This window comes from Psychromonas arctica (genome assembly GCF_038155225.1).
GTDB lineage: Bacteria > Pseudomonadota > Gammaproteobacteria > Enterobacterales > Psychromonadaceae > Psychromonas > Psychromonas arctica_B.
This window is the reverse complement of sequence record NZ_JBAKBA010000477.1, coordinates 1-207: the sequence shown is the minus strand read 5'-3', so window position 1 is coordinate 207 and position 207 is coordinate 1. Positions and strand designations below refer to the sequence as shown.

The window sequence follows — 207 nt, the reverse complement described above, 5'->3', positions numbered from 1 at the left end:
CTGTGATTGATCCCATTGAGGAGGACGATGTTGGGCATTGTATTTGAAGTGCCTTTCTAACCAAGGAACACGATTAACAGTACCAGCAGCACTTAACCAAATCTGATTTTTATCAGTTAAACACTTTATAGCATAATAAGTATTATCAACATGCGTACTTAATGGGATAAGCGCTTGATAAATAACGCCAAAATCAGATAAAAAAGA

The 207-nt window shown here is 35.7% G+C and carries 1 protein-coding gene; it reads right to left on the bottom strand.

The window, feature by feature from the left end:
* The coding region (locus V6255_RS19140) for a hypothetical protein (protein WP_341629499.1) at positions 1-207 on the bottom strand (207 nt) is incomplete at both ends.